We start from the raw sequence: 23379 nt of genomic DNA, 5'->3' as shown, positions 1-23379 counted from the left end.
GTTCCCTGCACCGCAGTTTGTCCCTGATAGACAGCGAGAGAACGGTTCGGCATCAGCCCACCTCCCTCTCCCCGAGACTAAAAATGAGCCAGAACCGTTCGGGCATTCTGGCGTGAGGAATTTAGAGGTACGTAACTCATGATTTCCGGGACTGGTTTGGAGGAACCACCCAGAGATCAGAAGAATGTTCTAGGGAGGAACACATGAGCAGACTTTCAAGACGCACATTCTTGGGCGCTTCGGGCTCAGTTTTGGCGCTCGCGGCGATGGGCCGTCCGGCCTTTGCGCAAAGCGCTGACATCCGCCATTTCTGGTGGGGCAATCCAGAGCGCGACAAACGCACTTTAGCCGTCATCGACATATTCAATGGCAAGAATCCGTCGATCAAGGTCTCCGGTGAGACCCTTGGTTTTGCGGACTATTTCACCAAGCTGACCACGCAGATTGCGGGCGGCAACATGCCGGACGTGATACAGCAAGGTTACGGGGTTTTGTTCGAATACATCGCCAATGGTGCGGTGGTTCCGCTGGATGAGTTCGTAGGCAAGAGCCTCGATATTTCCAAGATCGACCAGAGCGCAATCGACGCCGGTACTGTGGATGGGAAATTCTACGCCCTCTCCATCGGCGCCAACAGCCATATGGCGGTCTATAATACCCGCCTCTTTGAAGAAGCTGGGATCAAGGTGGGCGAAGACTTCGACCCTTATGGCTACACCTATGACCAACTCGCAGAGATCGCGGCCGAGGTGAAGAAGGCAACCGGCGTTCCAGGCACTGACGACAACACGGCCGACTATCAGAATTTTTCCGACTTCACGGTCCAAAAGGGTGCCAACCTCTATAATGAGGACAGCTCCTACGGCCCAACGCAGGAAATCGTCGAAGAATACTTTGCGACCTGGGAGAAAATCCGCAATGCGGGTGGCACGCCAGCAGGTGCTGAAAGCGCAGGCCTGTCGGGCGTTTCTGACCTCGCAGCCCAGGGCGTGGTCACCGGCAAGTCGGCCATGACCTATTTGTGGTCCAACCAATTGGTCGGCATTCAGGGCCTGATGCAAGATGCACTCGGCTGCGCCATGTATCCGAACACGGCAGAAATGCGTCCGGGGTCTGTCGTGCAGCCCAGCCAGTTCGTCTGCCTGACACGCGACAGCAAGAACCCAGAAGCTGCCACCGCCTATATGAGTGCCTTCGTCAACGATCTCGACATGACCAAGATCCTTGGCTTGGAGCGCGGTATTCCGAGCCAATCTGATGTGCGCGCTGCATTGCAGCCGCAGCTTTCAGAAGTTGAAGCCCGCTCGGTCGAGTTCTTTGACAAAATCCAAGGCAAGACCGCAGCGCTGACCGCCCCACCGCCGAGTGGCTCGGGCGAAGTCGAACAGACCTTTGAGCGCCTTGCCGTCGGCGTCTTGCTCGGAGAGCGCTCGATTTCAGAAGTGGCTTCCGACTTCGTCTCCCAGGCTCAGGCCATTCTCCGGCGCGCCTGACGCCTGAACCCGTCCGGCGCCTCTCTCCCGTGGCGCCGGCTTCTCCGGGAGATGCTGCAGCTCTGCCACTGGTCACGGGCAGGTGCTGCAGCCTTCCTGAGCCTTGCACGAAGCGCTATCGAGGACTGAACTGGTGCAGAAATTCTTCGCCCGCAACTTTGCTGGCTACGCCTTCCTAACGCCTTGGCTGATCGGCTTCTTCCTCCTGTCGATCGGGCCCATTCTGGCCTCGTTCTATCTCGGCTTCACCAAGTACAATGTGGTGCGTCCACCGCAGTGGATCGGCCTCGATAACTACGCCTATATGCTGCAATTTGATCAGCGGTTCTGGAAAGCCCTGCAGGTCACCTTCACCTTCGTTGTCGTGTCTGTGCCGCTCAAGCTGATCTTCGCCCTCGGCGTGGCAATGGCGCTCGATAAGGGCATTCGCGCCATAGGCTGGTATCGGGCGCTGTTTTACCTACCATCCATTCTCGGCGGCTCTATCGCCGTGGCCATCCTATGGCGGCAGCTGTTCAACTATGATGGCGTCATCAACTCTGCCTTGAGCCTTATCGGTATCGACGGCCCCTATTGGCTCTCCGATCCAAAGTTTTCGCTCTGGACGCTGGTGGTCCTCGCCGTTTGGCAGTTCGGCTCCCCCATGCTGATTTTTTTGGCGGGCCTTCGCGCCATTCCGCAGGAGCTTTATGAAGCCGCAGAGATCGACGCGGCCAGCCCAAGCAAGAAGTTCTTCGCCATTACCGTGCCACTCCTCGCCCCCGTGATCTTCTTCAATCTCGTCTTGCAGATGATTGAGGCTTTTAAGAGCTTTTCCGGAGCTTTCATCATTTCTGGCGGCACCGGTGCGCCTTTGGATAGCCTCTTGTTCTTCACGGTCTATCTCTACAACGAAGCCTTCAGTTTCCTTCGCATGGGCTATGCCTCGGCGCTGGCCTGGGTTCTGCTGCTGATCATTGCGCTCTTCACTGCCATTGCCTTCTGGACCTCCAAATATTGGGTCCACTACGAAAATGAGAGGGGTTGAGCCATGAGCATGACTGCGACACTGCCTCAATCGACCAGCACGACTTCCGAAATCGCCCGCGCCTATCGCGTCGAAAAGGCCAAACGGGCGAAACGCGCCGCGCTGCTCAAGCACGCCTTCCTGATCGCAACCTCGCTGATCATGATCTATCCGCTGTTGTGGATGCTCGCATCCTCACTCAAGCCGGATAATCAGATCTTTGGTGATCTGGGTCTGTGGCCGCGCGAGTTCCGCTGGGACAATTATACCAAGGGTTGGAACGCCCTGCCCGTCAGCTTTACGACCTTCTTCTGGAACTCCACCGTCGTGACCGTCCTCTCGGTCATCGGTAATGTCATCTCGTGCTCGTTTGCTGCCTATGCTTTCGCCCGGCTCGAATTCTCCGGCAAAACCATATGGTTCGGCCTGATGATGATGACCTTGATGATCCCCTATCACGTGGTTCTCATCCCCCAGTATCTCCTCTTCCTACAGCTGGGATGGGTCGACACCTATTTGCCGCTGATCGTGCCGAAATTTCTCGCAGGCGAAGCCTTCTTCATCTTTCTGATGATCCAGTTTTTCCGCCAGCTTCCGCGCGAACTTGACGAAGCGGCCATGATCGACGGCTGTTCGCCTTTCAAAATCTATTGGGCGATCATCATGCCCCTTTCGCTCCCTGCCATGGCGACGGCGGCGATCTTCTCGTTCATCTGGACTTGGGAGGATTTCCTGGGACCACTGGTCTATCTCAATGATCAGGCCGACTATACCGTCCCCTTAGCGCTGCGCAGTTTCATCAGCTCCGATGGGGTCAGCCAATATGGCGCGATGTTCGCCATGTCGATCCTCTCCATCCTGCCCATCCTGTTGTTCTTCATTATCTTCCAGCGTCTCATCATTCGCGGCATCGCGATGAGCGGACTGAAATAAGGCGTCTGACCATGGCCTCTGTCACCCTCAGCGAAGTCCGCAAAGCCTATGGCAATATGGAAGTGATCCACGGCATTGATCTGGCCATTGAAGATGGCGAGTTTCTGGTGCTGGTCGGTCCCTCTGGATGCGGCAAGTCTACTCTGCTGCGCATGATTGCGGGACTGGAAGAAATTACCGATGGTACGGTCGCCATTGGCGATCGGATCGTCAACGACCTCTCGGCCAGCCAGCGCAATCTCTCCATGGTGTTCCAGTCCTATGCACTCTATCCGCATATGAGCGTGCGCAAGAACCTTGCCTTCGGCCTATCCAATTTAAAGATGCCCAAGGACGAGATCGAGCGGCGCGTGGCGGACGCGGCTAGAATTCTCCAGATCAACGAATTGCTTGAGCGCAAGCCTCGCCAGCTCTCCGGCGGGCAAAAGCAGCGCGTTGCCATCGGGCGGGCCATCGTCCGCGAGCCGCAATTGTTTCTCTTCGACGAGCCGCTCTCCAACCTCGACGCTGAGCTGCGCGTGCAGATGCGTGTCGAACTGGCCAATCTCTACAATCGCCTCCGCACCACCATGATCTACGTGACCCATGATCAGACCGAAGCGATGACGATGGCGACGCGCATCGCCGTGTTGAGCAAGGGCAATCTTGAGCAGATCGGAACGCCGCACGAGCTTTACAACAGGCCAAGAAACCTCTTCGTTGCTGGGTTCATCGGCTCACCAAAGATGAATTTTTTCAATGGCTTAGCTGGAGCTGCAGGGATAGAACTGGAGAAGATTGGTCAGGTAAATGTTACACTTCCGCAGGCCGGAGCTGTCACTGTAGGCATTCGTCCCGAGCATATCGAGATTGGCGCTACCGGCGCCTTGTCGGTAGAGGGCGATATTACGCTGGTCGAATATCTCGGAAGCGAGGTTTTTCTCCACCTCTCCCTACCAGGCAACAATAGTGTTCTGGTTCAAGCGCCCGGCAATGCGCCGCACAAGCGCGGCGAAAAGCTGACGATTTCATTCTCGCCCGCTGACATGCATTTCTTTGATGCCGACGGGCTGCGCATTGAGAGCGTGTCGTGAGCCTATCTCTGCTTGAGACTTTGCGAGCATCGCCACTGGCCGACCGGCTGGGGCCGCTGCCCCGTGCCGAGCATCAGCAACTGCTTGAGGAATGGCAAAAGTCGGGCGTCAATTTTGTCTCGTCTTCAGAGCGGCTCAACGCGCGATATGAGCAAGCGGTCCGCGAACTGTTTGACTGCATTGGCCCCGCTGCCGACGACACGCCTATTTTGCACGAGGGCGGGATTTATCACGGCTGCTGGCTCGAAAGCACGGGCACGATCAATGCCGAAATTCTCTCGCGCTTTCTGCCCAGTATCGCGCAGGCAACCTTTTCGGCCTTTGCCCGACATCAGCGCGATGATGGGCTCTTTCCGTATAAAATGACTGCTGCGACTGGCCCGAAATTTAGCCAGATCCAGCTGGTGTCGCCTCTGGCGCGCAGTGTTTGGACCCACGCGCGCCTCAATAAAACCGATACTGAATGGCTACGCACCATCTATGAGGCGATGGCACGTTACGATTCTTGGATCGCGCAATACCGCGATACGCGTGGGACCGGCGGCGTCGAGGCGTTTTCGACCTACGACACAGGGCATGACCTGTCTTCGCGCTTCTGGCACGTGGACGATAGTCCGTTTCAAAACGACCCAACGCGTTTTGATCCTGATAGCCCCATTTTGCCATTCGTCGCCCCCGATCTGACCGCCAATATTGCCAGCCAGCGGCACTACCTTGGGGCCATTGCGGCGACATTGGGCGAAAATGCCGATGCATGGGCAAGCAAGGCCGCTGCCAGCACTGACGCGTTGTTCCGGGAGTGTTTTGATGACGAGGATGCCCTCTTTTACGACAAGGACCGCAATGACCGTCACGTTCGCATTCAATCGGATGTGCTGCTGCGTGTCCTTGCCTGCGAGATCGGCGATGGTGACCTCTTCCGAACGTCGCTGAAGCGCTATTTGCTCAATACGCGAAAATTCTTCGCGCGGTTTCCGCTCACATCCATAGCGCTCGACGATCCGCGCTTTGACCCCAATCCGGGTCAAAACAGTTGGAATGGCCCCACCAATTTCCTCACGCTGATCCGCACGCCGCATGCTTTCGAGCATCATGGGCACCACACGGAGCTGACGTGGATCATGCAGCCTGTGCTGGACGCGCTGATCCATGCCGAGCGCTTCCCGCAGACTCTCAATCCCTATACAGGCGCGGCGGGTTTTACCGAAAAATACTCCCCTGCCATTCTGTGCCTTCTTGATTTTCTGGAGCGCACGTGCGGGATCGCGCCAAGACCGGATGGCTCCGTCTGGTTCACGAGCCTTCTCCCCAAACCGACCATGCATCAGCATCAGACTTGGGACACTGCCTATAGCAGAGTGATCGACGGCGTCACCTACGAGCTGATCAATCTAGCGCAGGGCAGCGAGATCTATCGGAACGGCGCGTTGCACGTCCGTACGCCAGCGGGGCTGCGCGTTTGCCTTGATCGGAGCGGCGCGCTCCTCAGCGTAATCGGCGTTACGGCCAGAACGGTGGTTGGGACTATTTGGTACCGCGGCGCGGAGATCGCCATCAATGCCGCGGCGAACCAAGAGCTCGCCTTCGAGGGTGCAGCATTCAACACCACGCGTGACCCGGGCATGGTCCTGCCGCAGTATGACTGAACCGCTCTAGCGGCGCGGATCAATCCCACAGTACGCGGACCGACATGGTTGCGGCAGCCGTGCGATTTTCAATGCCGAGCTTTTCGAAAATCTGCTCAAGGTGCTTGTTCACCGTTCGCGGGGAGAGCTGCAGGATTTCAGCGATTTCCTTGTTGGATTTGCCATGGGTCAGCCAGAGCAGCACCTCCGCTTCGCGCAGGCTGATCCCGAAGGCAGCGGCAAGGCGCTCCTCGCCCGTGCCAATGGCTCGATCGATCAGGCGGAGCAGCACTGCCCCTTCGTTGCCGCGCTCCATGATCCGGAATTCAACTTCGCGGTCAAAGCGCCGGTACAGCCGCGCCGCGCTCTCGCTGCCTTCGCTATCGACCAGCCACTGCTTCAATTCCCAGGGGAGCGCGGCGCCTTCATCCGACCGCAGGCCGATACGGGTCAGCAATTCCTGCGCCTGCGGGGTGGCCCAAGCGATGGCACCATCGCGACCAACAGCAGCAATGGGCCGACCGATGGCGTCGAGAGCATCACGCGCTGAGCGCGTTTTGCGCGAATTTGCCAAGTGAACGCGCATGCGCGCGAACAATTCGTTCAAGACGATAGGTTTGGGGACGAAATCAACGCCGCCACAGGCGAGAGCCTTGACCACATGTTCGCTATCATTGCGACCGGTCATGAAGACAACGGGCAAGTCCGCATACCCCATTTCCGACTTGAGCACCCGGCACACCTCAAACCCATCCATGCCCGGCATCATTGCATCGAGCAAGATGATGTCCGGCCGGGCCTGACCGACCAAGGACAAGGCGGCGCGCCCATCCACCGCCTTCAGAGGGGCCATGCCCTCAAATTCCAAGGCATCAAAGAGCATGGACAGCGTTTCGGGCTGGTCGTCGACAATCAGGACTTTAGGCGCGCTCGGCGTCATCATCTGATCAGCGTATCCTCAATGTTTGGCGGGAGTGCTTCGTCGGCTTCGATCCATTGCAGGGCCAGCGTTGCGCCGATCTGCTGGACGAGATCGTCAATCTTGAACGGCTTGATGTGATAGCCGTCGTAAAGCGAGCTATGCTCGGACTGACGCCTGTCCGTTCCAGCATCGGCGGAAATCATGATGATTGGCAATCGTTTCATGATATCGCCGCGCAGTTTTCGCGCAACTTGCCACCCATTTTGCCCCGGCATGGAGACATCCAGCAAAAGCAGGTCTGGCCGATGTTTTCGCACCGCCCGCAAACACTCAATGCCATCGGCGACGGTTGACACCTCAAACCCCAGCCCGCCGAGCAGGTCGGTGAGGAGTTCGCGCTGGGCCGGATCATCGTCAGCCACTAGAATCGAACGACGCGGACCGTAGTACCCGGTGATGCGAATAGTAGAATGCTTGGGCTCGTCTGGCATCCAAGTCGAAGACAATAACATGCGCATTGTAAAGCACGTGCCGACGCCCGGCTCGCTGCGCACAGTCAGTTCCCCGCCCATAATCTCGACGAGCAATTTGGTGATGGTCAGACCCAGTCCCGTTCCGGGCTGCGGCTCTGCGCCGGGAGGATAGCTGCCCCGTTGGAAGGGAAGAAAAACCTGCTCCAATTCGTCGGCCGCTATGCCGATGCCGGTATCGATAATTTCAAAAGTCGCGATCTGGCTCCGGTAGCTGATGCGTAAGGTCACCGACCCCTGCTGGGTGAACTTGATGGCATTGGAGAGGAGATTGATGAGGATTTGTCTCAGACGCTTCTCATCGGTGTAGACATAACCGGGGATCGGGGTCTGCTGATCAAAGATGAATTCGATCCCCTTCTCCCGTGCCTGCAGGGAAAACATCTCGACCATTTGGTGGATATTGGCAGGCAATGCCGTCTTGTCGCGAAACAGATACAGCTTGCCTGCCTCAATCTTGGAAATATCGAGAAGCCCCTCAATGAGCCCCGACAAATGCTCCCCCGAGCGCAGGATTGTCCGGGCGGCTCGCGTCACCATGGGCTGCTCCTCGCGCTGCCGTTCGAGCAATTGGGCGTAGCCAAGGATGGAATTGAGCGGCGAGCGCAACTCGTGGCTCAGACCCGTTACATAGCGCGACTTTGCCAAATTGGCGGATTCAGCAGCTTCTTTCGCCCGCTGCAACTTGCGGTCGGTTTCTTGATGCGCCTCGATCTCCTCCACCAGTAAGGCGGTATGGCGCCGCGCCTCTTCCTCGGCGAAGTCACGGCTCTCGCGGTTGAGGACAAAAAGCCAGATAACAATGCCCGTGATTATGAAGAAGACCACAAAGAGTTTTGTCAGGATTGAATCGATGGCCGCGCGGGCCAAAAGCCCATCCAGCGTGGCCTGATAGGCGAACACCATCAGAACGGCCGCCATCAACGCCCCAACGATTGCCATGAGGAACAGATAGTGACCCAGCCTGCTGCGGAGGGCGCGGGCGATGGGCGCGGGAAAGAGTTTTGTGACCACATTCGAGAGTTGATCGGAAATTCGAGCATCGGCTTTGCAGCGGTCGCCGCACCGGGCATCGAGCGAGCAACACAAAGAGCAGATCGGGCCGCCGTAAACAGGGCACCGAGCCATATCTTCGGGCTCAAAGCTATGCTCACAGACGTGACACTGAATGGGTTCACCGCTGCGTGCCGAAAGCTCACTCTCGCGCGCGATATAATACCGCCCACCGGTTAGCAGCGCGATGATCGGCACAAAGACCATGGCCGACACCAGAGCGACATAGGAATAAAGCGCAGCCGCTACGTGTCCGAACACGCCCAAATAGGACAAGACAGCCAAAGCCACCGCAATCAGCATCGAGCCAAAGCCAACTGGATTGATGTCATAGAGGTGGGCGCGCTTAAACTCGATATGGCGGGGCGACAGTCCGAGCGGCTTGCAGATCACGAGATCCGCGACAATCGCCCCAAGCCAGGCAATGGCGAGAATGGCGTAAAGCCCGAGGATTTGCTCAAGCGCTCGATAGATGCCGAACTGCATTAGCATCAGGCCAATCAAGACGTTAAAGACCACCCAGACCACCCGGCCCGGATGGCTATGGGTCAGGCGCGAGAAAAAGTTCGACCACGCGATCGAACCTGCATAGGTATTGGTGACATTGATCTTGAGCTGGCAGACGACAACGAAAATGCCTGTCGCTGCCAGCGCCAGTTCGGGACTGGCCAGCATCTGTCCAAAGACCACGAGATACATTTGCGTGGGCTCAGCAGCACTCTCGAAGGCGACGCCATGGCGGAAGGCGTAGTAGGCCAAGAACGATCCAGCCATGACCTTGAGGCCACCGATGATGATCCACCCCGGACCGGCGCCGATGAGCGCAATCCACCACGTCAGGCGGTTTTTGTGCGTCGAGCGCGGGAGAAACCGCAAATAGTCCACCTGCTCGCCAATTTGAGCGACCAGCGCAAACATGACCGCCGACGCCGCGCCGAACAGCGAGAGATTAAAACTCCCATCCAACTCTCCCATCAGGCCGGTATAGCCGGTCCACTCCCGCACCGACGGCATGCTTTGCGCGCCGATAAAGACAAAGGGCAGGATTTGCAGAACCAGCCAGAAGGGCTGGGTCCACATTTGGAAGCGGTTGATCAGCGTGATCCCATAGGTCACGAGTGGAATAGCGACGAGCGCGCTGACAAAATAGCCAATGGTCAGCGGCAGGCCAAAGCAGAGCTCCAGCGCCGTCGCCATAATGGCCGCTTCAATGGCAAAGAAGATGAAGGTGAAGCTGGCATAGATCAGCGAGGTTATGGTTGAGCCGAGATAGCCAAAGCCAGCGCCACGGGTCAGCAAATCGATGTCGACGCCGTATTTGGCAGCGTTATAGACGATGGGTATGCCCATCAGAAAAATGATGAGACAGGTTGTGAGCACGGCCCAAGCGGTGGTGTGGAAGCCGTAATTGAGCGTCAGTGCCCCGCCTATCGCTTCAAGGGCCAAAAAAGATGCGGCGCCTATCGCTGTGTTGGCGATGCGTGCAGGCGACCAGCGACGCACCTTCTGTGCGGTAAAGCGCAGGGCAAAGTCTTCCAGCGTCTGATTGGCGACCCATTTATTATAGGTCCGCCGTACCCGCGTCACTTTCGGATGCGCCGTCATCGTTTCTCCCAACCGAGCGCCCCCACCGCGTTCGGGTATCGTGCCATTCGCATTTCATCGTAGTCGCGAGGGTATCGTCCCTCAGATCGCTCGCGACATAACGCAGACTAGGGGGAAATCTCGCGCACTGGAATACGTCAAATGCCCCGTTGAGAGGCAAAGCAATAAAATGCCCAATCCTTACTCAGTTGCTGGTGAAACCCGCCGCAGCCGCGAACAGGGACAGGGCATTTCAATGACTGATGCAACGGGCCAAGGCCCCTTCAAACTCAACCGCCGCAAACTCTTGGGGGCCATGGCAACCATTCCAGCGCTGGGCGTGCTGGGCACAACGCGCGTTTTCGCCGACACATCGACGGCCGCCGTGAACACCAGCGGCCTCGCCGTCACCGATACAGATGTGACTGTGGGCATCCTCCACTCAGTGACCGGAACCATGGCGATTTCCGAGACCGGTTCGGTGCAGGCGGAAATCCTTGCCATCGAGCAAATCAACGCCGCTGGCGGCGTCCTCGGACGCCAGATCAAGTATATTCAGGAAGACGGCGCCTCCGACTGGCCAACATTTGCCGAGAAGGCCAAGAAGCTGCTCGTACAGGACAAGGTAGCCTCCGTCATGGGCTGCTGGACCTCGGCATCGCGCAAGGCAGTGCTGCCCGTCTTCGAGCAATACAACGGCATGCTCTACTACCCCACCTTCTACGAAGGTCTCGAAGAGAGCCCGAACGTCATTTACACTGGCCAAGAAGCAACCCAGCAGATCCTTGCGGGCATTGATTGGGTGGTCGACACCAAGGGCGCAAAGAGCTTCTACCTGCTGGGCTCGGACTATATCTGGCCGCGCACCTCCAACAAGATTGCCCGCAAGCATATCGAGATGAAGGGGCTCAAGGTCGTCGGCGAGGAATATTACCCGCTCGAACATACCCAGTTCAATTCGGTCATCAACAAGATCAAGCTGACCAAGCCAGACGTCATCTATGCCATCGTCGTGGGGGGCTCAAATGTGGCCTTCTACAAGCAGCTCAAGGCCGCAGGTATCGACCTCACCAAGGAAGCGCCACTGCTGCTCACCATTTCGGTGACGGAAGACGAAATCCTCGGCATCGGTGGCGAGAACATCGTCGGCGCCTATGCCGCGATGAAGTACTTCCAATCGATCGAGAACGACAACAATGCCGCCTTCGTCAAGGCGTTCAAGGAGCGCTGGGGCGACGGCATCGTCATCGGCGACGTGACGCAAGCGGCCTACCTCGGCCCCTGGCTCTGGAAGGCCGCGGTCGAGCGTGCTGGCAGCTTTGACATCGATAAAGTGCGCGAAGCATCGCCGGGCATAGAACTGACCACCGCCCCGGAAGGCTACGTCAAGGTTCACGACAACCACCACCTCTGGAGCAAGTTGCGCATCGGACACGCCCGCACCGACGGGCAGTATGACGTTGTCTACGAAACCGCCGACCTGATGGAACCCGATCCGTTCCCAGAAGGCTACCAATAAGCCGATTTTCTGACGCCAACGGCGGTCCCTTTAGGGGCCGCCAAACTCTCCATCAATTAGCGAGGCGCAAATGATCGGTGATTACACATATGACCAGTTTTTCTCGATCCTGGCGATGCAGGGCTTTGCCGGGCTGAGCTTGTTTTCGGTCTTCGTGCTTATGGCGCTGGGCCTAGCCATCATCTTCGGACAGATGGGCGTCATCAACATGGCGCATGGCGAATTCATGATCCTGGGTGCCTATACCACTTGGGGCGTCAGCCTTTTCGTCACCAGTTTTGCCCCGGCACTGTTCCCAGTCTATTTCTTTATCGCCATGGCCTTGGCCTTTTGCGCCAGCTTTACGCTGGGGGTTTTGGTGGAATGGTCGATGATCCGGCATCTCTACCGACGCCCACTCGACACTCTGCTCGCAACCTGGGGGCTCAGCCTCATTCTGCAACAGCTCTATCGCACCGTGTTTGGTGCGCGCGAAGTGGGTGTCACCCTGCCCGACTGGATGATGGGATCGCTTCCCCTCACCGATATCATCGAAGTGCCGATCAATGGCCTCTTCGTCATGGGCCTGACGACACTGATCGCCACGAGCGTTTTCCTGCTGATGTTCAAATCCCGTTGGGGCAAGCAGGTGCGTGCCGTGACCCAGAACCGGGTGATGGCGGGGGCTGTTGGCATTGACACCAAGCGGGTCGATCGTCTGACCTTTGGTCTTGGGTGTGGGATTGCCGGGGTCGCAGGATCGGCCTTCACCATGATCGGCTCGACGGGCCCAACCTCAGGCCAACTCTATATCGTCGATACCTTCCTTGTCGTTGTTTTCGGCGGCGCTGCCAGCCTTCTCGGCACCATTGCATCCGCTTTCGCCATCAGCCAGGCGCAATCGACAATGGAGTTTTTCCTGTCGGGCTCCATGGCTAAGGTCCTCACCTTGCTGACCGTGGTCGGCATTTTGATGCTGCGCCCGCAGGGGCTGTTCACTCTCAAAATTCGTCGCTGAAGGAGCACTCTTATGTCACTCGCGACCTCTGCATCCAAACGCCCGATAAACAAAGACCTCCTCGCCTTTGCAGTCATCGCTGCGCTGTTGCTGCTGGTTTTGCCCCTAACGCTCGATCTCTTCCGCCTCAACCTCGTGGGCAAATATCTGACCTATGCCTTCGTCGCCGTAGGGCTCGTTCTGTGCTGGGGCTTAGGGGGCATTTTGAGCCTCGGCCAAGGCATCTTCTTTGGCCTTGGCGGCTACTGCATGGCCATGTTCCTCAAGCTCGAGGCGTCATCGCCAGAAAACACGGCCATCCAGTCGACACCGGGCATCCCCGATTTCATGGATTGGAACCAGGTGACCGAGCTGCCCTGGTGGTGGGTGCCGTTCCAGTCCTTCCCCGTGGCGATCCTTGCGATCATCGTCGTCCCGACAGTGTTTGCCTACATCATCGGCGCGGCCATGTTCAAACGCCGGGTCGGCGGGGTCTACTTCGCCATCATCACCCAGGCCATCGCCGCCATTCTGACCATTCTGATCGTTGGGCAACAGGGGTATACGGGCGGCATCAACGGCATGACCGACCTGCGAACCCTGCTCGGATGGGATATCCGCACCGACAGCGCCAAGTTCATCCTCTATTTCGTCAATGCAGCGCTGCTGCTGGGCGTTATCCTGATCGCTCTTTACGTCAAAGGCTCCAAGGCCGGCCGCCTCCTGATCGCTATGCGCGACAAGGAGGATCGGGTGCGGTTCTCGGGCTATGACGTCGCCAATTTCAAGATTTTCGTCTTCTGCCTCGCTGCTGCCTTCTCCGCCATTGGTGGTGCCATGTTCGCCCTCCAGGTCGGCTTCATGTCGCCCTCCTTTGTCGGCATTGTTCCATCCATCGAAATGGTGATCTTTTGCGCTGTCGGCGGACGCCTGTCGATCTTCGGCGCGGTCTACGGGGCTCTGCTGGTGAACTGGGCAAAGACCACGTTTTCCGAGAGCTTTCCGGAACTCTGGCTCTTTGCCATGGGCGGCCTCTTCATTGCCGTTGTCATGGCCTTCCCCAACGGCTTGGCCGGTATTTGGAAGAGTTATGTCGAGCCGATCTGGGCCCGCCTGCGGGAGCGGCCGCGCCCGGCTCCGACTACCCCCGTCACAGCGCCGCCTGTGCCCCTGCCCGTGGCCTCCATAGCTCCCATCCCCTCTCAAGCTGCAGCCGAATAGGACCCCGAACTATGACGTTCATTTCAGACGTAGCGCCGAAGGATTTCCTGCTCGCAGTCGAAGGCCTCACCGTGTCCTTCGATGGTTTCAAGGCCGTGAACGACCTGTCCTTTTACGTCGATGAGAACGAGATCCGCGTCATCATCGGCCCCAATGGGGCGGGAAAAACAACCGTTCTCGACCTCATCTGCGGTCGAACGAAAGCAACATCCGGTTCCGTCCGTTTCCGCGGCAAGGAACTGACGATGATGAAGGAACACCAGATCGTTCACACCGGGGTTGGGCGGAAATTTCAGAACCCATCCATCTACGAGGATTTGACGGTTTTCGTAAACCTCGAACTCTCGTTTCCGCGCGGGAAAACCGTCTGGGGTGCTTTGGCCTTTCGGCGCGATCATGAGGTGACCAACCGGGTCGAGGAGATCGCGGAGATGATCTTCCTCAAAGATCACCTAGATACGGAAGCCGCCATTCTCAGCCACGGCCAAAAGCAATGGCTCGAAATCGGCATGCTGCTGATCCAGAAACCCGAACTGCTGATGCTGGACGAACCCGTTGCCGGGATGAGTGTCGCCGAGCGCATCAAAACCGCTGAGCTGCTCAACACCATCATCAAGCAGCACTCCGTGATCGTCATCGAGCACGACATGAAGTTCGTCGAGGACATCGCCCACCGGGTCACGGTCTTGCACCAAGGCAAGGTGCTTTCAGAGGGCACCATGGATCATGTCCAAAACGATCCCAAAGTCGTCGAAGTCTATCTCGGTCATTAGGAGGCCATCATGCTCGCAATCGACAAGCTGCGCGTTTCCTACGGTCAGAGTGAAGTCATCCATGGCGTCTCGCTCGATGTCGCTCCCGGCGAGATTGTCGCCATCATGGGCCGCAACGGCATGGGCAAAACCACACTTATGAAGTCGCTCATGGGCATTGTCCCCTCACGGAGCGGCACAATCGCCGTTGACGGCAAGCTGGTGGAGACCGCCGAAAGCTTCGACCGCGTCCGCTCTGGCCTCGCCTATGTCCCACAAGGCCGCATGATCTTTTCGACCATGACAGTGAAAGAGAACATCGAGACCGGCCTCACCGTCACCGACGACCGCGAGGTGCCGCCCGACCTCTATGAGCTTTTTCCCGTGCTCCTCGAAATGAAGGGACGTCGCGGAGGCAATCTTTCGGGCGGCCAGCAGCAACAGCTGGCAATCGCCAGAGCGCTGGCCTCGCGTCCAAAAGTTTTGCTGCTGGATGAACCCACCGAGGGCATTCAGCCCTCGATCATCAAAGAGATCGCCCGGACCCTGCGCCGCATCCGCGACGACAAAGGCCTCTCCATCGTCGTTTCTGAACAGGTGCTGAGCTTTGCGCTCGATATCGCTGACCGCGTGCTGGTCATCGAAAATGGCGAGATCGTCCACGAAAGCCCCCGCGCCGGCATCGATGAGGCGAAAGTCTCCTCATTTCTTTCCGTCTAGCCATTGCCATTCATCGCCTAAAAGAGGAGCAGACATGACCGAAACACTGATCAAGGTCGATCTCAACGAAAGCCCATACACCAACGAGAAGATCCACAACCGTTGGCATCCAGACATTCCGATGGCCTGTTGGGTCGAGCCGGGCGATGACTTCAAGGTCGAAACTTATGACTGGACTGGCGGCCAGATCAAAAACGACGACAGCGCCGCCGACGTGCGCGATGTCGATCTCAATCAGGTCCACTTTCTCTCAGGTCCAATCGGAGTTAAAGGCGCACAGCCGGGCGATCTGCTCGTCGTCGACATTCTCGACATCGGCGCTTTTGAAGACTCCCTTTGGGGCTTTAACGGCTTCTTTTCCGTCAACAATGGCGGCGGTTTTCTCGACAAGCATTTTCCGAGTGCTCAGAAATCCATCTGGGATTTCAAAGGCATGTTCACCGAGTCCCGCCACATTCCGGGTGTCAAATATGCAGGCCTCATACACCCCGGCCTGATCGGCTGCCTGCCCGATCATAAAATGCTCGACCTGTGGAACACGCGCGAGAAAAAGCTCAACGATACCGATCCAACCCGCGTCCCTTCGCTCGCCAAACTCCCAGAGGTCAATGCCGCCCATCTTGGCCCGCTGAAGGGCGATGCCTTTGACGCCGCCGCTAAAACGGCCGCACGCACGGTGCCGCCGCGCGAACACGGCGGCAATTGCGATATCAAGGACCTCTCCCGCGGCTCCAAGATCTATTTCCCCGTCTATACCGAGGGTGCGGGCCTCTCGATGGGCGATTTGCACTTCAGTCAGGGTGACGGCGAAATTACCTTCTGCGGCGCTATCGAGATGGCGGGCTGGCTGCATATTCGCGTCAGTCTGATCAAAGACGGCATGGCCAAATATGGGATCAAAAACCCGATCTTCCGCCCTTCTCCAATCACCCCTAAATATGATGACTACCTCATCTTTGAAGGCATTTCTGTCGACGAGAGCGGCACCCAGCACTATCTCGATGTCACCACGGCCTATCGCCAGGCCTGCCTCAACGCCATAGAATATCTCAAGAAATTCGGATACTCGGGCGCTCAGGCCTATTCGATCCTCGGCACAGCGCCGGTGCAGGGCCATATCTCTGGCGTGGTCGACATTCCCAATGCCTGCGCCACACTATGGCTGCCGACGGACATCTTCGAGTTCGACATCATGCCCGGCTCCGAGGGGCCAAAGAAGTTCCTCGATGGCTCGGTGGACATGCCGCTGGCGCGCGACCTCTAGGGGAACATCATGGCCAATTATGACTATCAATGTCAGGACTGCGGCCCGTTCTCGGCTGTGCGTCCCATGGCCCAATCGGCAGAGCCCTGTGCCTGCCCAAGCTGTGGAGGGCCCGCGCCGCGGGCTTTCCTTACAGTCCCCTACATTGCGGGCATGGAGGCCTCACAGCGGCAGGCTTTTGCCACCAATGAGCGGGCGCGCCACGAGCCCAAACGGGGTGGATCAGCGCATGGACCAGGCTGCTCGTGTTGCAGCAGCACCGGAAAGAAGGGGCGCTCCACCTTGGTCCGAGCCGACGGCTCCAAGAGCTTCCCTGCCGCCAGACCTTGGATGATCAGTCACTAGAGAGCCTACACCAAACAAGCCTCCCCGGTTGGCCGACGAGTATCTGGGAGGCACCATTCTTCACAAGGTAAAACGAGACTGTAAGGGATCGCACTCGTCTTGGTGACGCACTGCCCAAAACGGTGCGAATTACAGGCTTCAAGCGACAGACATTCCAGTCAACATTCCGACTGCCCGAAAGCCACTAAAGGGCAAGGACATAGCAAGGGCACCCTGTCTTCAGAACAGCAATTTCATGAAAGAAAATGGCGCGAGAGACGGGGCTCGAACCCGCGACCTCCGGCGTGACAGGCCGGCGCTCTAACCAACTGAGCTACTCCCGCAGCGCTTGCGAACTCTCGTTCGGCGCAACGTGGGCTCTGTATAGGGGCGTGATTTGCGCCTGTAAAGCGGGCCCAAGAAAATTCTCAAAGCTTTTCAACATCTGTGGCGTCGATGGGCCTATCATTGGCACTTGGCTGGCACTTTTGGGCGCCGTGAAGGGCTTGACGGGGGCTTTATCGAGGGGCATGCCCTCTCCAGAACACGAAAAAATGGCGCCTCCAATGGAGACGCCTTGAGCTTTTGCGGTGCTTGGCCCTGGTTTAAGCTGGAATGAGGGAGTCCAGCTTAGAGGCCCGCCCCTCTTGGACGGCGTGGCAGGCGACGCGGGCGGCACCGGCTTGCGCCAGTGTCGGCACTTCGCTCCGGCAACGATCGTTGGCCAATGGGCAACGCGGATTGAAGGGGCATCCGGCTGGCGGGTTCATTGGCGAGGGGAGCTCGCCAGTCAGACGCAGTCGTGTGCCCCGACGGTCTGGGTCAGCCACCGGGGTCGCGGACAATAATGCCTGCGCATAGGGGTGGCGGGGATTAGCGAAGAGCTCGGCCGATGGCGCCATCTCGACGACGTGACCGAGATACATCACCACGACGTCGTCGGCGATGTGACGGACGACGGCGAGATTGTGCGAGATGAACATCATTGTGAGGTTCAACTCGCTCTTGAGCACGCGCAACAGGTTGAGGATCTGAGCCTGAACCGAGACGTCGAGGGCAGACGTGGGTTCGTCACAGACCAGCAATTCGGGCTCGAGGATCAGCGCCCGGGCAATGCCGATGCGCTGACGCTGACCGCCAGAGAACTCATGCGGATAACGATCCGCCGCTTGCGCTGGCAAGCCGACGCGCTGGAGGATCTCTCCGACGGCCTTTCGGCGGCTCGCCTCATTGCCGATGCCGTGGACAGCCAGGCCTTCGGCGATTGACCGACCAATCGGCAGGCGCGGATCGAGCGATGAGTACGGGTCCTGAAAGACCATCTGGATGCGGCGGCTGGCTTCAAAGCTGACGCCAGCGTCGCCCTTGTTGATCTGCTTGCCGTCAAAGATGACCTCGCCGCCGGTGGCGGGATGAAGGCCGACAACAACGCGTGCAAGGGTCGACTTTCCGCAGCCACTCTCGCCCACCACCCCAAGGGTTTTGCCCTTTTCGATGGCGAGATTGACGGAGTTCACCGCCGCGACTTTGCCAACGACGCGTTGGAAGAGACCGCCGGTGACGGCGAACTCTTTTTTCACATCGCGCAATTCCAACAAGGCGGTCATAGTAGTTCAGCCTGTTTATGCATTTCGGTAGCGGACGACGCCGTCAGCCAACACCGGGAATGGTGATCGGGGGCAACGGGCAGCAGGTCCGGAACGAGACTTGTGCAGCGCGGCTCATCGACTTCGCGGCGCGCCGTGCAACGCGGCGCAAAACGACAGCCCTGCGGCAGGTGCGTCAGTTGCGGGACGCGGCCCTCGATGACTTCGAGCATCTCCTGCCCGGCATCCATGCTCGGGATCGAGCGCAGAAGCGCTTTGGTGTAGGGATGCTGAGGCGAGCGGAACAAGGTCCGCACGTCGGCATATTCAACCACCTGCCCCGCATACATGACCGCTACATGGTCAGCCATTTCAGCAACGACGCCCAGATCGTGGGTGATCAGAATAATGGCAGTGCCAAAATCCTTTTGCAGCTCGCGCATCAGCTCAAGGATTTGCGCCTGAATGGTCACGTCGAGGGCTGTGGTTGGCTCGTCGGCGATCAGCACTTCAGGCTGACAGGCCAGAGCCATGGCGATCATGATGCGCTGTGCCATGCCGCCCGACATTTCGTGCGGATAGGCCTTCATGCGGCGCTCAGGATCAGGAATGCCGACAGCGGCAAGAAGCTTGATGGCCGCCGCTTTGGCCTCGGCCTCGGTCATGCCTTTGTGTAGGCGATAGACCTCTGCGATCTGTTTCCCGACAGTGTGCACCGGGTTCAGCGCAGACGACGGGTCCTGAAAGATCATCGACAGGCGATTGCCGCGGATTCTTGAGGTTTCCGCTGCGGTCATACGGCGCAGATCGATGCCGCCAAGCATGACCTCGCCGCCGACGACCTTGCCCGGATAGGGGACAAGGCCGGCAATGCTCAGGGCGGTAATGGACTTGCCGCAACCGCTCTCGCCGACGACACACAGGGTCTCCCCCGCTTTCAAATCAAACGAGACTTTATCGACGGCAAGGGCATTGCCGTTGCGCGTGGTGAAGAGAGTGCTGAGGTCTCGGACCTGAAGGATTGGTTCGCTCATCGCCGCCTCACGAGTTCAAACGTGGGTCGAGCGCATCGCGCAGACCATCACCCAGCAGGTTGAAGCCGAGTACGGTGATGACGATGGCGATGCCGGGGAAAAAGACCAAGTGCGGTGCGGAGAAGATCTGGTCTTTCTCGCTACCGAGCATGGTGCCCCATTCAGCCATTGGCGGCTGAGCGCCAAGACCAAGGAAGCTCAAGCCCGCAGCTTCAAGAATGCCGCCAGCGACGCCCATAGTGGCAAGAACCACAATCGGGGTGAGCGAGTTCGGCAGAACGCGGGTGAACAGAATGCGCCACTTGCTCGCGCCAAGGACGCGGCTGGCAGCAACGAAGTCTTGTGACTTTACCGACAACACGCTGGCCCGCGTCACACGGGCGTATCCGGGCACAGAGACCACGGATATGGCCAATAGCGCGTTGACGATGCCAGGCCCCAGCACGGCGACAATGGCGATAGCCAGAAGCAGAGATGGGAAGCCGAGAATGACGTCCATGATGCGCATGATGATGTTGTCGAGCCAGCCACCGAAGTAGCCAGCGATTGCGCCGAGCAGCACGCCCATAACGAGAGCCGCAGAAACGGTGACAATGCCGATCATCAGACTGATGCGGGAGCCATAGACAATACGGGAAAAGACGTCGCGAGCGTTGCCGTCAATGCCCATCAAATGCTGGGGCTTGGCAACATCGCAGCCGAACATATGGATACATGGCGCTTCGCGGCGTTTGATATCCTCAACGCCAAGCAGCACCTGATTTGGATCATAGGGCGCAATGAGCGGCGCAAAGATTGCGACCAACACCATAAAGCCGATGAAGAGCATGCCCACTTGGGCCGAGCGCTTACGCAGGAGACGCTTCCACGTCTGCTTCCATAGCGGCACTGGATCGCCGAGCAGGCCCTCTTCCAGCACGATTTCAGCGGCCCTGGCAGTTACAGTATTTAGGCTATTCATATCAGGGTCCTATTGCGGCCGTACGCGCGGATCGAGGTAGGTATAGGAGAGGTCCACGATGAGGTTCACGACCACGTAAATGGTGGCGATGAGCACGGTGAAACCCTGTACGATTGGGTAGTCGCGGGCGAAGATCGCCTCCATCAACATGCGCCCTACCCCAGCCAAGCCAAAAACGGTCTCGGTGAGAACGGCGCCGCTCAAAAGCGCGCCCATTTGCAGGCCCAGAATGGTGACGACAGGCAGCATGGCGTTGCCAAGCGCATGGCGCTGAACGACTTTATTGTCGGGCACACCCTTGGCGCGCGCGGTGCGGACATAGTCGCGACCGAGGACGTCGAGGAGCGAGGACCGGGTCATACGCGCGATAACCGCCATTGGAATGGTCGCCACGGCCATTGCAGGCAAAATCATGTGGCGGACCGCGTCATTGAAGACGGTCCAGTTGAAGGTGATCAGCGCGTTGAAAATGAAGAAGTTGGAGATGAACTCGGCGATCTGGCCGAAGAACGTGCCCTTGGTGATTTCCCAACCCCATGCCTCATAGAAGGGCACGGACACCAAACCAGCCGTCAAACGCCCAGAGGGCGGAAGCCAGAACGGGGTACCTTTGAGCATAACGCCAAAGACATAGGCCATCATCAGACCAAGCCAGAACACCGGCATAGCAATACCGACATTGGCGATAGCCATGGTGCCGACGTCAGCGGCGGTGTTGTGACGGCGAGCGGCGAAAATGCCGATAGCGATGCCGCAGATCGTGGCGATCACCAGAGCCGACAGTGCCAGCTCCATGGTCATCGGCAGACGCTCAATGATGATCTGGGTTACCGGACGCGAAAAGCGAATGGAATTGCCGAAGTCACCCTGGGCGACGTCACGGATATAATAGAAGAATTGCACCCATATAGGCTGATCCAGCCCAAAACTGCGCTCAAACTCGATACAGGTCGCTTCGCTGACCTTGTCACCCAGCATGGCTTTACAGGGGTCGCCGGGTATCAGGCGAGAGAGTGAGAACGTGACCAGCAGAATGCCAAACAGCACAGGGATGGCGCTCAGTAGACGCTTTATCGCATATCCAAGCATCGGGCTTTTTCTAAAAGAGCAGAAGTCTGATGAAGCGGGTGCCGGAGCACCCGCTTCGCTCGAAGCGATAATCGCTTACTTGGCCGGAGCGTTAATCAGGCCCCAGAGGTACGAGTAGTAGTTGAACGTACCAGTGTTGCCGACGTGCGCAGGGTTGGTCACGTCAAGACCGGCAGCATAGGAAGCAACGACGTCATTTGCGTCGAAGTCCGAACCGTCCGAGAACTTTACGCCTTCACGCAGGTTGCAGGTCCACAGAGTGGCGTCTGCGTTCGCATCGCAGCTGGTTGCGAGACCACCGACGATGGAACCACTGTCCTGAGCGTAGTCGAGCAGGGTTTCGATGATCTGGGTGCAGACCAAGGTCGACTCGCCGTCAGACTCGTCACCGCAGTACAGGCTGATTGGCTCAGCGTTCTGCATAACGACCATGGTGTCCTTGCCGGGGTTTGCCAGGCTGAACTGCTTAGCGCCGAATGGGCGATAGCCGGCATTCTCGACATAGGAGCGCGCAGCCGAAGCCGCAGCCGCGTGGGAGATCGGGATCATCGGAACGAGATCACGAATGGCGTTGTTGGCAGATTCGTAGAGTGGCTTAGCCGCTTCAACGTCCGCAACGGTCGCGCCTTCAGCCAGTGGGCCAGAGATTTCTGGGAAGGAGTTACCGAACTGCTTTACCTCAGCACCGAAGTGGTAATCGAGGAAGTTGGTGATGTGCGGATAGTCTGCACCCCAGCCGAGCAGGTGGAAGCCATCCAGATCACCGGCGCTCGCCTGACCGATGAAGTCACCGGATTCCAGAGCCACAACTTCAGCTTCAATGCCGAGGTTGTTCTTGAGCTGCGACTGCAGTTCAACAGCCATGGTGTTTGGTTCAGGCAGATAGGTGCGGAAGACGTCGCGGAGGAAAATCTTGGTCTTGAAGCCTTCTGGGAAGCCAGCTTCCGCCAGAAGAGCCTTAGCGGCCACTGGGTCAAAACCATACCATTCGTCACCTACGCAACCATTTGGAATGGTGCATGGGGTGAAAAACTTGGCGACGTCCGAGCCTTCAGGCAGGTAGTTGTCAACGATACGCTGACGGTCGATGCCCATGGCAATCGCCTGACGGACCTTGACGTTGTCAAATGGCGCGAACTTGTTGTTCATGCCGACATAGAAGGTGTTTGGGCCAGAAATCGGCAGGAACTGCAGATCTGGATCGTTCTTTACGGCGTCAAAATCGTCTGGGCTGAGCGTGCTGATCTGATCAACAGTGCCGGAACGGAGTTCGTTGAGCTGGCTGGCGCCCGAAGTGCTCCAACGGAAAACCAGAGTTTCGGCGTTAGCCTTGTCACCCCAGTAAGCGTCGTTGCGCTTGAGGATGATCGAGTCACCGCGGTTCCACGATTCAAGCTTGTATGGGCCGGTGCCGATTGGGTTGGACAGAATGTCCTTAGTGGTACCAACAGTGTTGATGTGTTCCGAAGGCTGGATGCCGAAGGACACGAAAGCGGCCTTAGGTTCAAAAGCCGGATCGGAGCCGCACATCTCAAACGTGACCGTGTGTGCGTCGACAGCACGGATGGCGCTGATCTTATTGCCAGCGTCACAGTTTGGCGCGACCAGTTCCAGCCCTTCGTAGCCGAGCGACACACCTGCAGACGACGCTGCCATCGCAAGCGCAGTCGTGCCCAAAAGAATAATACGTCTCACCACTAAACTCCCTCAAAAT

Annotated in this window: 19 protein-coding genes and 1 tRNA gene; 12 read left to right on the top strand and 8 right to left on the bottom strand. The window is 58.1% G+C overall.

What is annotated here, in order from left to right:
* Positions 1-203: 203 nt before the first annotated feature.
* The 5 genes from H4N61_RS07325 to H4N61_RS07305 all read left to right on the top strand — a co-directional run bounded on the left by H4N61_RS07325 (position 204) and on the right by H4N61_RS07305 (position 6151).
* The gene (locus H4N61_RS07325) at positions 204-1493 is read left to right on the top strand and encodes an ABC transporter substrate-binding protein (protein WP_169194026.1); all 1290 of its coding nucleotides are present in this window, start codon (positions 204-206) and stop codon (positions 1491-1493) included.
* A gap of 133 nt (positions 1494-1626) precedes the next feature.
* Positions 1627-2520, top strand: a complete 894-nt coding sequence (locus tag H4N61_RS07320; RefSeq protein ID WP_182395621.1) for a sugar ABC transporter permease — start codon at positions 1627-1629, stop codon at positions 2518-2520.
* Between the two features lie 141 nt (positions 2521-2661).
* Complete coding sequence (locus H4N61_RS07315; protein WP_248306599.1) at positions 2662-3432, top strand: carbohydrate ABC transporter permease; 771 nt, start codon at positions 2662-2664, stop codon at positions 3430-3432.
* An 11-nt stretch (positions 3433-3443) separates the two neighbouring features.
* A complete protein-coding gene (gene ugpC / locus H4N61_RS07310) occupies positions 3444-4505 on the top strand; it encodes a sn-glycerol-3-phosphate ABC transporter ATP-binding protein UgpC (protein ID WP_182395618.1) in 1062 nt (353 codons plus the stop codon).
* Complete coding sequence (locus H4N61_RS07305; RefSeq protein WP_182395616.1) at positions 4502-6151, top strand: hypothetical protein; 1650 nt, start codon at positions 4502-4504, stop codon at positions 6149-6151. Before ugpC ends, H4N61_RS07305 begins: the two co-directional genes overlap by 4 nt.
* Positions 6152-6170: 19 nt before the next feature.
* On the opposite strand, the gene H4N61_RS07300 is transcribed toward H4N61_RS07305, so the two are convergent.
* Both H4N61_RS07300 and H4N61_RS07295 read right to left on the bottom strand, forming a co-directional pair.
* The gene (locus tag H4N61_RS07300; protein ID WP_182395614.1) at positions 6171-7073 is read right to left on the bottom strand and encodes a response regulator; all 903 of its coding nucleotides are present in this window, start codon (positions 7071-7073) and stop codon (positions 6171-6173) included.
* Positions 7070-10240 carry an ATP-binding protein gene (locus H4N61_RS07295; RefSeq protein ID WP_182395613.1) on the bottom strand — a complete coding sequence of 1057 codons (3171 nt, stop codon included), beginning with the start codon at positions 10238-10240 and terminating at the stop codon, positions 7070-7072. The genes H4N61_RS07300 and H4N61_RS07295 overlap by 4 nt, the downstream gene beginning before the upstream one ends.
* Before the next feature lie 235 nt (positions 10241-10475).
* Here H4N61_RS07295 and urtA point away from each other — a divergent pair, with 235 nt between their 5' ends.
* The 7 genes from urtA to H4N61_RS07260 all read left to right on the top strand — a co-directional run bounded on the left by urtA (position 10476) and on the right by H4N61_RS07260 (position 17016).
* Positions 10476-11738 (top strand): urea ABC transporter substrate-binding protein, encoded by a 1263-nt coding sequence (urtA, locus tag H4N61_RS07290; RefSeq protein ID WP_182395611.1) that lies wholly within the window; start codon positions 10476-10478, stop codon positions 11736-11738.
* A 70-nt stretch (positions 11739-11808) separates the two neighbouring features.
* The gene (gene urtB / locus H4N61_RS07285) at positions 11809-12735 is read left to right on the top strand and encodes an urea ABC transporter permease subunit UrtB (RefSeq protein ID WP_169194034.1); all 927 of its coding nucleotides are present in this window, start codon (positions 11809-11811) and stop codon (positions 12733-12735) included.
* Between the two features lie 12 nt (positions 12736-12747).
* Positions 12748-13935: an urea ABC transporter permease subunit UrtC gene (urtC, locus tag H4N61_RS07280; protein ID WP_182395609.1), complete on the top strand. Its 1188-nt coding sequence runs from the start codon at positions 12748-12750 to the stop codon at positions 13933-13935.
* Positions 13936-13946: 11 nt separating this feature from the next.
* Positions 13947-14708, top strand: coding sequence for an urea ABC transporter ATP-binding protein UrtD (gene urtD / locus H4N61_RS07275; protein WP_182395607.1), 762 nt, complete (start codon positions 13947-13949; stop codon positions 14706-14708).
* A gap of 9 nt (positions 14709-14717) precedes the next feature.
* Positions 14718-15407: an urea ABC transporter ATP-binding subunit UrtE gene (gene urtE / locus H4N61_RS07270; RefSeq protein ID WP_182395605.1), complete on the top strand. Its 690-nt coding sequence runs from the start codon at positions 14718-14720 to the stop codon at positions 15405-15407.
* 34 nt (positions 15408-15441) lie between these two features.
* Positions 15442-16671, top strand: a complete 1230-nt coding sequence (gene fmdA / locus H4N61_RS07265) for a formamidase (RefSeq protein ID WP_182395604.1) — start codon at positions 15442-15444, stop codon at positions 16669-16671.
* A 9-nt stretch (positions 16672-16680) separates the two neighbouring features.
* Positions 16681-17016 carry an FmdB family zinc ribbon protein gene (locus tag H4N61_RS07260; protein WP_169194039.1) on the top strand — a complete coding sequence of 112 codons (336 nt, stop codon included), beginning with the start codon at positions 16681-16683 and terminating at the stop codon, positions 17014-17016.
* A gap of 246 nt (positions 17017-17262) precedes the next feature.
* Here the strand turns inward: H4N61_RS07260 and H4N61_RS07255 are convergent.
* The 6 genes from H4N61_RS07255 to H4N61_RS07230 all read right to left on the bottom strand — a co-directional run bounded on the left by H4N61_RS07255 (position 17263) and on the right by H4N61_RS07230 (position 23360).
* Positions 17263-17339 (bottom strand) — tRNA-Asp (locus tag H4N61_RS07255).
* A 261-nt stretch (positions 17340-17600) separates the two neighbouring features.
* Complete coding sequence (locus tag H4N61_RS07250; protein ID WP_182395602.1) at positions 17601-18602, bottom strand: dipeptide ABC transporter ATP-binding protein; 1002 nt, start codon at positions 18600-18602, stop codon at positions 17601-17603.
* Entirely contained in the window at positions 18599-19615 is a 1017-nt protein-coding gene (locus tag H4N61_RS07245) for an ABC transporter ATP-binding protein (protein ID WP_182395600.1), read from the bottom strand. The genes H4N61_RS07250 and H4N61_RS07245 overlap by 4 nt, the downstream gene beginning before the upstream one ends.
* A 7-nt stretch (positions 19616-19622) precedes the next feature.
* Positions 19623-20576, bottom strand: a complete 954-nt coding sequence (locus H4N61_RS07240; RefSeq protein WP_182395598.1) for an ABC transporter permease — start codon at positions 20574-20576, stop codon at positions 19623-19625.
* A 9-nt stretch (positions 20577-20585) separates the two neighbouring features.
* Positions 20586-21665: an ABC transporter permease gene (locus H4N61_RS07235; protein ID WP_169194043.1), complete on the bottom strand. Its 1080-nt coding sequence runs from the start codon at positions 21663-21665 to the stop codon at positions 20586-20588.
* 75 nt (positions 21666-21740) lie between these two features.
* The gene (locus H4N61_RS07230) at positions 21741-23360 is read right to left on the bottom strand and encodes an ABC transporter substrate-binding protein (protein ID WP_248306580.1); all 1620 of its coding nucleotides are present in this window, start codon (positions 23358-23360) and stop codon (positions 21741-21743) included.
* Between the last annotated feature and the right edge of the window lie 19 nt (positions 23361-23379).

The organism is Devosia sp. MC521, from assembly GCF_014127105.1.
Taxonomy (GTDB): domain Bacteria; phylum Pseudomonadota; class Alphaproteobacteria; order Rhizobiales; family Devosiaceae; genus Devosia.
The sequence above is the reverse complement of the archived record's forward strand: the minus strand, read 5'-3'. Positions and strand labels throughout refer to the sequence as shown.

Excerpts from the sequence above, each read along its gene's own strand:
- H4N61_RS07260 (WP_169194039.1), top strand. The coding sequence starts at position 16,681 with ATGGCCAATTATGACTATCAATGTCAGGACTGCGGCCCGTTCTCGGCT.
- H4N61_RS07325 (WP_169194026.1), top strand. The coding sequence starts at position 204 with ATGAGCAGACTTTCAAGACGCACATTCTTGGGCGCTTCGGGCTCAGTT.
- H4N61_RS07235 (WP_169194043.1), bottom strand. The coding sequence starts at position 21,665 with ATGCTTGGATATGCGATAAAGCGTCTACTGAGCGCCATCCCTGTGCTG.
- H4N61_RS07250 (WP_182395602.1), bottom strand. The coding sequence starts at position 18,602 with ATGACCGCCTTGTTGGAATTGCGCGATGTGAAAAAAGAGTTCGCCGTC.
- ugpC (WP_182395618.1), top strand. The coding sequence starts at position 3,444 with ATGGCCTCTGTCACCCTCAGCGAAGTCCGCAAAGCCTATGGCAATATG.
- urtA (WP_182395611.1), top strand. The coding sequence starts at position 10,476 with ATGACTGATGCAACGGGCCAAGGCCCCTTCAAACTCAACCGCCGCAAA.
- H4N61_RS07240 (WP_182395598.1), bottom strand. The coding sequence starts at position 20,576 with ATGAATAGCCTAAATACTGTAACTGCCAGGGCCGCTGAAATCGTGCTG.
- urtC (WP_182395609.1), top strand. The coding sequence starts at position 12,748 with ATGTCACTCGCGACCTCTGCATCCAAACGCCCGATAAACAAAGACCTC.
- H4N61_RS07315 (WP_248306599.1), top strand. The coding sequence starts at position 2,662 with ATGATCTATCCGCTGTTGTGGATGCTCGCATCCTCACTCAAGCCGGAT.
- fmdA (WP_182395604.1), top strand. The coding sequence starts at position 15,442 with ATGACCGAAACACTGATCAAGGTCGATCTCAACGAAAGCCCATACACC.
- urtB (WP_169194034.1), top strand. The coding sequence starts at position 11,809 with ATGATCGGTGATTACACATATGACCAGTTTTTCTCGATCCTGGCGATG.
- H4N61_RS07245 (WP_182395600.1), bottom strand. The coding sequence starts at position 19,615 with ATGAGCGAACCAATCCTTCAGGTCCGAGACCTCAGCACTCTCTTCACC.
- urtE (WP_182395605.1), top strand. The coding sequence starts at position 14,718 with ATGCTCGCAATCGACAAGCTGCGCGTTTCCTACGGTCAGAGTGAAGTC.
- H4N61_RS07300 (WP_182395614.1), bottom strand. The coding sequence starts at position 7,073 with ATGATGACGCCGAGCGCGCCTAAAGTCCTGATTGTCGACGACCAGCCC.
- urtD (WP_182395607.1), top strand. The coding sequence starts at position 13,947 with ATGACGTTCATTTCAGACGTAGCGCCGAAGGATTTCCTGCTCGCAGTC.
- H4N61_RS07295 (WP_182395613.1), bottom strand. The coding sequence starts at position 10,240 with ATGACGGCGCATCCGAAAGTGACGCGGGTACGGCGGACCTATAATAAA.